The sequence below is a fragment of the Moorena sp. SIO2C4 genome, from assembly GCF_010672485.1.
Lineage (GTDB): Bacteria > Cyanobacteriota > Cyanobacteriia > Cyanobacteriales > Coleofasciculaceae > Moorena > Moorena producens.
The window spans coordinates 1-7,598 of sequence record NZ_JAAHGN010000291.1 but is presented as its reverse complement, the minus strand read 5'-3'; the positions used below and the strand labels follow the sequence as shown (position 1 = coordinate 7,598).

The 7,598-nt window shown below is 41.8% G+C and carries 7 protein-coding genes and 1 pseudogene; 4 read left to right on the top strand and 4 right to left on the bottom strand.

Translation table 11 applies throughout. The features are described 5' to 3' along the window. A partial coding sequence (locus F6K20_RS16540; RefSeq protein WP_287295339.1) for an ATP-binding protein occupies positions 1-2,765 on the top strand: 2,765 nt, incomplete at its 5' end. Positions 2,766-2,922: 157 nt separating this feature from the next. Here the strand turns inward: F6K20_RS16540 and F6K20_RS16535 are convergent. Both F6K20_RS16535 and F6K20_RS16530 read right to left on the bottom strand, forming a co-directional pair. Further along, the gene (locus tag F6K20_RS16535) at positions 2,923-3,516 is read right to left on the bottom strand and encodes a hypothetical protein (protein ID WP_008191913.1); all 594 of its coding nucleotides are present in this window, start codon (positions 3,514-3,516) and stop codon (positions 2,923-2,925) included. After that, positions 3,516-4,139 carry a hypothetical protein gene (locus tag F6K20_RS16530; RefSeq protein ID WP_207554321.1) on the bottom strand — a complete coding sequence of 208 codons (624 nt, stop codon included), beginning with the start codon at positions 4,137-4,139 and terminating at the stop codon, positions 3,516-3,518. Before F6K20_RS16530 ends, F6K20_RS16535 begins: the two co-directional genes overlap by 1 nt. Before the next feature lie 254 nt (positions 4,140-4,393). On the opposite strand from F6K20_RS16530, the gene F6K20_RS16525 reads away from it, so the two are divergent. The 3 genes from F6K20_RS16525 to F6K20_RS16515 are packed head-to-tail and all read left to right on the top strand — an operon-like array spanning position 4,394 to position 6,639. Continuing rightward, positions 4,394-4,666: a hypothetical protein gene (locus tag F6K20_RS16525; protein ID WP_008191904.1), complete on the top strand. Its 273-nt coding sequence runs from the start codon at positions 4,394-4,396 to the stop codon at positions 4,664-4,666. A 45-nt stretch (positions 4,667-4,711) separates the two neighbouring features. Then, the gene (locus F6K20_RS16520) at positions 4,712-5,179 is read left to right on the top strand and encodes a GAF domain-containing protein (RefSeq protein WP_287254750.1); all 468 of its coding nucleotides are present in this window, start codon (positions 4,712-4,714) and stop codon (positions 5,177-5,179) included. Positions 5,180-5,205: 26 nt separating this feature from the next. After that, a complete protein-coding gene (locus tag F6K20_RS16515; RefSeq protein ID WP_008191899.1) occupies positions 5,206-6,639 on the top strand; it encodes an adenylate/guanylate cyclase domain-containing protein in 1,434 nt (477 codons plus the stop codon). Between the two features lie 289 nt (positions 6,640-6,928). Here F6K20_RS16515 and F6K20_RS16510 read toward each other — a convergent pair. Continuing rightward, positions 6,929-7,452: pseudogene (locus F6K20_RS16510) on the bottom strand (IS630 family transposase); the annotation flags it as partial. Continuing rightward, positions 7,431-7,559: a hypothetical protein gene (locus F6K20_RS16505; protein ID WP_267872134.1), complete on the bottom strand. Its 129-nt coding sequence runs from the start codon at positions 7,557-7,559 to the stop codon at positions 7,431-7,433. The gene F6K20_RS16505 and the pseudogene F6K20_RS16510, both read right to left, overlap by 22 nt. Positions 7,560-7,598: the final 39 nt, after the last annotated feature.

Sequence of the window (7,598 nt, the reverse complement as noted above, 5' to 3'; positions counted from 1 at the left end):
TGGTTTCCTTAGACCGACTGTCAGAGGTGATTACCAATACTACCTTGGGAGAAGGGAGTTATGCCTTTGCTTTGGACTCAAAAGGAGTACCCATTGCCCATCCAGACCCAAAGGTAATTCAATTTGGTAGGAGTTTTTTAGACTCCCCTAACCCCAATCTAAAGCAAATTGCTCAACTGATGATGGAGGCTAGGAAAATAGCCAACCCGCAAGAGTCGGTAACCCTAATGGAACTGCATGGTCAGTCGGTGTATGTTGCCTATACTTCTCTGCAACACGCGGATTGGTCTGTGGCTTTGGTGATTCCCCGGGCTAATGTGGAGCGACAACTCAATTCTCTCAATTTGCTGGCATCGGTGTTGGGAGTGATGCTGATCATCGCCATGGTTATTGCTTTACTACAGATTCAAACTTTCGAGCAGACCAACGCCAGGGCTCAGCAGGAGGCGCTGCTGAATGGGCTTACTACTCGTATTCGTGAATCTCTGGATTTGGAAACAACTGTGCAAACTACTGTCAATGAAATTGCTACCCTCTTGCGTCTCGACCGAGTGACTTTTGGCTGGTATCACCAAGACCAACAATGCTTGGAAATTCTGTGTGAACATCGAAAAGCTGATTTACCGTCCCAAGTGGGATTCATACGTATCGAATCTTCTGATGATTTATGCGATCGCTTAAGCCAAGGACAGATGGTTCACTTCCATGATAGTGGTGATCAACTCATCTACTGCCAGACAGGGAACTATCTGGCGTTACCAGTCATGATTCGGGGGTTGCATCCTCCTGGCTATTTAATTTGTATGCGCCGCAAGCCTTGGAGCTGTAGTGATTTGGAATTGGAGCTATTACAAGCCGTGAGCAATCAGTTAGCGATCGCCATCAACCAGGCACATTTATACACCACTACTCAAGAACAGTACACAATTGTCAGTGAACAAGCTCAGTGTCTCAAAACCACCACGACTCAATTACAGCATACTATAGCTTACGTGGATGCGATGATTAGAAGCTTAGCCGATGGATTACTGGTAACAGATACCAAGGGCAAAATTACTCGCATCAATCCAGCTTTGGTGAGCTTGTTTGATTTGGGGGAAACCGAGTTACTCGGTCAAGGGTGTCAGGGAGTGTTGGGGAATGCGATCGCAAACCTAGTCACTCTTACTAAGACTAACCCTAAACAAGTCTTTACCGCTGAAGTAGAACTGACCAATCAACGGATTGGCAAAGCCGTAGCCACTGCTATTCTAAAAGATACTAAGGCTACAGATAACCCTGATAGTCAGGATGGCTTTATGGGTTCGGTGATTCTGATCCGAGATATTACCTTTGAAAAAGAAGTAGACCGGATGAAAACAGACTTTATTTCCACAGTTTCCCATGAATTGAGGACTCCCCTAACTTCAGTAATGGGTTTTGCCAAACTGATTCAGAAAAAACTGGAAAAAACCCTATTTCCCTTAATTCCTACCAATGACCACAAGATTCAGCGCACCCTCAAGCAAGTGTCAGAAAATGTTAACATCATTATCTCCGAAGGGGAGCGTCTCAAAGCTTTGATCAATGATGTCCTGGATCTGGCTAAGCTAGAAGCTGGTCGAGTAGAGTGGAAAATGCAACCCCTCTCAGTTGTCGATGTCCTAGAACGAGCAATCATTGCTACGACTGCTCTGTTTGAACAGAATGATGTGGAATTAATTAAGAGTATAGACGAGGGCTTACCTCAGATAATTGGTGACCGAGACCGACTAATTCAGGTGGTGATTAATCTAATCTCTAATGCAGCTAAGTTTACGGATAAAGGGTTTGTATACTGTAAAGTAAGGCGAACTGGTTCAGAGATTACCGTTAGTATCATTGATAGCGGTATAGGCATTTCTGAAGCCGAGCAGACGCTGATCTTTGAAAAATTCAAACAGGCGGGTAATACTCTAACTGAAAAACCTCAAGGTACCGGCTTAGGACTCCCTATTTGTAAGGAAATTGTGGAACATCATCAAGGACAAATTTGGGTCGAAAGCGAACTGGGTAAAGGGAGTAACTTCTCCTTTAGCTTACCCATATCGGTTGAGTCTGAACCTGGAGTCAAAACCATAGCTGCTGAAACCCTGATCACCCAACTAAAATCATCCATGATCACCTCGAAAATGACCACAAATTCCAGGGATAAAACCATTCTGATTGTGGATGATGAAGCTCCGATTCGAGAGCTACTCAAGCAGCATCTTAGAGCAGAAGGTTACAGGATTCAGGAAGCGCAAGATGGTTGGGAAGCAATTCAACAGATCAAACAAGAACCTCCTGATCTAATTATCTTGGATGTAGTGATGCCGAAAATGAATGGGTTTGATACAGCAGCGGTGGTTAAAAATGACTTGCACAGTATGGATATTCCGATTATCATTTTGTCCATCACTGAAGAGCAACATGCTCTAGGAGTTGAGCGATGTTTGAGCAAACCGATTAATCTCGAAGAACTGCTCAAAGACGTTGTTCGACTGACCTCTCAAGAAAAGCCGACTAAGCAAGTTTTGATAGTGGAGGAACATCTCCCTCAAGCTCAAATGATTACTCAGGTATTACGGAAAAGAGTAATTCGGATAATTTATGCCCGAAATGGTCAAGATTGTCTTTCTAAAGCGATTTCATTCAAACCTGATATGATTCTGGTTAATTCAGGGATTGCCAAAGAACAAGCGTTGGTTAACAAGGTGCGTTTTGAACATAAATTAGCCACTATATTTTTTATATTATTAGATTAATAATATATTTTTTGATAGTCTAATGATGTCCAAATTATTTTACCACTATTACCTTTTGCCTATTCCCTTTTATGACTTCACTGCTCCCTGCTCCCTGCTCCCTGCTCCCTGCTCCCTGCTCCCTGCTCCCTGCCTTACAAGGGTATGATTTTAAGAATTATCCAGAATCAAGAGAAAATGGAGGAACAAAGCAGCCAACAGGTAAAGGCATTTGTTTAATCACAGAAGCCAAAATTATCAAAAAACCCCTAAGGTGCGCTTTCCGTAGGCGAATTAAATTCGCCACGGGTCGCACCTGTCGGAAACAACTTAAATAACGAGTAGGTTGATTGAGATCACAACTAGTCTGTTGGACAGTGGCTGTTGAGGGTGATTGATCTAATTCACTCTTATTATTGCCATGGTTGTCAGACAGACTGCTAGCAGATAAATCACCATCAGTTTCTCCTCCAACACTAACCAACCACAATGTGGCTGTGGCAATGGCTAACCATAATCTTTCAGCCCGTTGTTCGCGTAGCGTGGCCGAAAGGCCAGGATCACTCATTTTGGTGTGATGCCAGCCCAAACCACCACGCTTAATATCTTTGAATAAACATTCAATCCAACTACGCATACTGTACCAACAGATTTGAGCTTGTTGTGGAGATAGATCTGTCAAGATTAACCAAGGGTCAGCATAGCCCGATTCCCAGTTAGCCAGAAGAGTACAATCAAGACTATGAGTCGCATGCGCAGGTGACTCGACCACTAAGCGTGCTGACCAACCTGAGTAATTAATGAAGACATTGGGACAAAATTCTGATGGTGTGAGGCTCGATAATATCCTTGATGATTAATTCGCATCAAAGGATGCCAACCCTTTTTCCTGATGGCCTCGTAGAGCCACTTGGCATACAACCCTCTATCTGTAGCAACAATCACAAACCAATCATCAGGCATGCTCACTTCGATGTGATCGAACAATTGACACCAGTAAGGTTTCCAACTACCTTTTTCTGTGGCTTTGATAATTTTCCAGGCTACAGGAATGCCACAGCCACGATAGACTAAACTAATCACCAACAATGTTTTGCGCTGTCCCAAGGTGGAAGCATCTGCAGCTAACACCAGGCTTTTTTCATCCTTCGACCACCAACTCAACAACCAAGTTAATAACGGTTTAAAACTTTGAGTTACTTCTATTTCCTGTCGGAACCTACCATACTTATTATTGGCTTCTCGATACCATTGTCGCAATTGTTCTCTGACATTTCCTTCTGGCTTATTGAATAATTGTGCTAGAAACACTGTTACCGTCGATAATCCACAACTGTGAGTTATGGCGATTGCATTGCGACCCATCGCTAATCCTATGGCCTGAGATTTACTCAAGTGGGGCATTTTTAAGGGTGACCACTCTTAACCATTCCTGATCAGCTTGAGGACTTTTCATCATCAGTTTTACAATATCGTGTTTGCTTTTACTCTCGATTGATTTTCTGGCCAGCGAATACCTTCCATATTAAAATCATACCCTTGTAAGCTGCTCCCTGCTCCCTGCTCCCTGCTCCCTAAAAAAATGTAACTCACCTAATTTAAAACCGCTTTACTAAACTACATGGCCGCTATTAAACTGAAAAAAATAATTGCCCAAAAAGACATCTCGTCACTGCTCCTCATACCTGATAAATTCCCTGGGAGGAGATATTAGTATTCAAGACATTGATGAGCAACTGTTATTCGGAGATGAGCCTGATGATTCATCTGGTAAATACAAGATAGACCTGAAAGGAACTACTTTAGGGTGGGTTAGGGGAGGAGAGAATGCTCGTCCTATTGCCGCTCTACTCAATTATTTAGCGAATCGAGAACTAGAACGCCGATCAATTGCTATAGAAACCTTAGAGAACTATCGATAAATAAACTTAATCTACAATCTATCGGGGAAATTAACTGCCAATTTAATGCCTCAAGATGTTGCTCAAATTGTGATTAATCAAACTAGGGAATTAATTCAAGTGAATCGGGGATTTGTCTTTTTGCTAGACCAAGATAAATCCCAACTGGAAGTACTGGCTAGCTTTGAGCCAGAAATGGGGGATAGACCCCACAAGCAATCGATAGCAGGTATTGTTGGCAGTGTGATTATGACTGGTGTAGGAGAAATCGTTAACGATGTCTCATCGGATCCCAGGTTTGTGCCATCTGATTATCCGATCAGTTCCCTAATGTGTGTTCCACTCAAGACCAAAGATCAGGTAATTGGTGTCATTCAGCTCAGTAGTGAAAAACCTGTAGACTATACAGCCAGGGATTTGAAATTAATCAGTGCTTTAGCATCTCAAGCCACATCAGCCATATCTAATGCTATCCTCTATGAGAATATGCTTCGAGAGGAACGGGTGAGGAGTACTTTGAATCGATACTTTTAAGCCAACTTACAATAGTAGCACAAAGTATGGCATCTATCAGTCTCAAAAAAATTATTTCTAAGCCAAAAGCGCTAGGGGTCATAAGTCAACTGATTGACGCCATAGACACCGCTGTCCAGATTGAGGATATCCACGGAAAGCTGCTGTTGGACAATCCTAGGAAAATTCCGATATTGGGACGTTGTAACTTAGCCAATAAATATCCCGTTGAAGCAAGAGGTCAGGTGATTGGCTGGGTCAAAGGGGATCAGAAAGCGATCGCAATTAAAGAACTCCTGAATTATTTAGCTAATCAAGAATTAGAAAAAAAAGATCTAGGCAGTGCTATCTTAGATCAATACCGAGAAATTAATTTACTCTATAGAGTTTCGGAACGGATTCCATCCTGTTTAGAGCTGTCCGCTATTGCTCAGCTGTTCCTGGATGAAGCGAGAAGACTGATTCCAGGAGATTGTGGTTCAGTCTTGTTAATTAATTCCGAAACTGAGCAACTAGATATAATCTCCGCCTTTGGCAAACAGTATAATCCAACAGAATTTTTTCAGCTGAGCAATAGTAATACAAAGAATGGGCTAGGAATTGGTAAGGCTGATATTGTGAATCAGGTTCAAGATGATCCCAGGTTTATTGCTAGTGTGAAGTCCATCAACTCTCTGGTTTGTGCTCCTCTAAAAACCCAAAAGGGTCTGCTGGGATTGATTAACTTTTGTAGTGAGAAACCAGTTAATTATACAGCTCAAGACTTGAAATTTTTAACGATTCTTGGAGCTCAAGCAGCAGGAGCTATTGAAAATGCCTTGCTCCATAGAAATAAACTACAGGAGGAGCGGATTAAAAGCCGACTGGAACGCTATATTCCTTCCCAACTTGTCCAAGCTATTATTGATGCCAAGGGCAATATCTCTCTGACTCCAGCCAAAAAGCCTATTACTATATTGTTCTCTGATATTCGGAATTTCACAACTCGGTGTGAAGAATTAGAAGCCCATAAAATTGTTGAATACCTGAACGAATATTTTACCTGCATGGTGGATGTTATCTTCAGCCACGAGGGAACAGTAAATAAATTTGTGGGCGATATGATTGTGGCTATGTTTGGTGCCCCCTCTAAGCTAGAGGATAATCAGGGACAAGCGATCGCAGCTGCTATTGCTATGCAACATCAACTTAAGACTATGCCTACCCCCTGGATCCGGGAGAATTTTCTAACCGGTATTGGGATTAGTTCAGGAGAAGTTGTGGTCGGAAACATTGGTTCTCCCCAGCATATGGACTATACAGCCATTGGTGATGAAGTCAATATCGCTGCCAGATTACAAGCTATGGCCAACGGGGGTCAGATCCTCGTCAGTGGTAGTGTCTATGAAGCGACCAAGCACCAGTATACCTATCGGGAATTGGGTCAAGTTTCAATCAAGGGAAAACTGCAAACAGTAGATGTATTTGAGCTGATTAACTGATATCTAATATAGCATTTTTATTTGAGTTGTGAACATAGTCACTTAGAGAAAGTCAAGAGGCAAGAGGCAAGAGGCAAGAGGCAATAATTAATCAATTATATAGGGATTTTTGGTAGCGATGCAATTAGGCAAAAATTCGCGCGAAAATTTCCACACTTCCCGCCCCACACTTCCCGCCCCACATTTCCCACATTTCCCACACTTCCCACACTTCCCCTTCTTTTTTACAAATATGAGATGCACCCCCGATATTCCTGCTCCTATAGTTATTTTAAATAAGGAGGAGACACTAAGAAGCACAATATTCACGAATCACTTCATCCAGAGAAGTGTCTATAGAAGTATACATTCTGGCTCTCTTTAAAGCACTAAAATCATGCTCTATATCATTGAAATCTGGAGAGTATTTCGGCAAAAATAATACTTGATGACCGGCTGACTCTACTAATTCTCTAATTGCACTTTTTCTAGGAATTGGTGCATTATCCATAATTAATACTGAAGGAATTGTTAATGAGGGTAATAAATATTGGCTTAACCATCCTTCAAATACTTCTGCATTCAGACTACCACTAAACAAGGGGCTATTAAATCTTTTGATTTCTTCCTTATTCCTGCTACTAAATTTTCTATTTTTATTCGTTTTACTGTTTGTTCACCATACAGTTTATTCCCTTTTTTGGACCATCCATAAAGGCATGACTGTATTTTGTCAAACCCTGATTAATCAATGAATACAAGGCTTTTGATTCCAGATATTTTTATTAATTCTCTTAATGCTCTTAAATACTTTATTCTTTCTTTTCTATCTCTGTCTTGATGCAGTCGCTCATGGTTTGTTCGCGTTCGCCTTTGGCGTGGCCTACGGCCAAGCGTCGCCTTTGGCGATAGTTACCGTAAGACAGGCTCGCCTTAATCAATAAGTTTTAACCCTTTTTTGCATAACCTACCAACCATAA

Coding starts and splice junctions, on each gene's coding strand:
- F6K20_RS16515 (WP_008191899.1), top strand. CDS start 5,206: ATGGCATCTATCAGTCTCAAAAAAATTATTTCTAAGCCAAAAGCGCTA.
- F6K20_RS16520 (WP_287254750.1), top strand. CDS start 4,712: ATGCCTCAAGATGTTGCTCAAATTGTGATTAATCAAACTAGGGAATTA.